The 546-nt window shown below is 68.7% G+C and carries 1 protein-coding gene; it reads left to right on the top strand.

Translation table 11 applies throughout. The annotated features are described in order from the left end of the window. Positions 1-183: 183 nt before the first annotated feature. A partial coding sequence (gene xopAW / locus ACCC94_RS30030) for a XopAW family type III secretion system calcium-binding effector (RefSeq protein WP_413353216.1) occupies positions 184-546 on the top strand: 363 nt, incomplete at its 3' end.

The raw sequence follows: 546 nt of genomic DNA, 5'->3' as shown, positions 1-546 counted from the left end.
CGCGCGGCGCCAGGGCGGCGACCTGATCTTCGAGGAAACCCCTGGCGGCGGCGCTACCGCCGTGCTGCGCCTGCCACGAGCCTGATGTAGAGCGGCGCATACAAAGCGCACAAACCCGCGACACAGACGCCACCGAGGCTGCGAAAACCGGAGAACCCTCCGGGCAACCATGGAGACAGTCCTATGATCAGCGGCGTCAGCAGCTACTCGAGCTATTACACCGGCTCGACGCTCGCCAAGACCCAGACCGCCAGCAGTTCGGCCGGCACCCAGACCGGCAACTGCGGAGGCGCCCAGGGCGCGGCGAAATTCCAGGAAGACCTGTTCAAGTCCATCGACAGCGATGGCGACGGCAGCATCAGCAAGGACGAGCTGACCAGCGCGCTGTCGTCCTCCGACGACAATGGCAGCAGCATCGACGTCGACGACCTGCTCGCCCGGCTGGACAGCGATGGCAGCGGCGGCGTCTCGCAGGACGAGCTGTCTGCCGCCATGCCTCCGCCGCCCCCCCCCGGCGGCATGGGTGGCCCGGGCGGGAGTGGCGGG

The sequence above is a fragment of the Pseudomonas sp. Pseusp97 genome (assembly GCF_047304025.1).
In the GTDB taxonomy this organism is placed as follows: Bacteria; Pseudomonadota; Gammaproteobacteria; order Pseudomonadales; family Pseudomonadaceae; genus Pseudomonas.
This window is presented reverse-complemented; position numbering and strand designations above follow the sequence as displayed.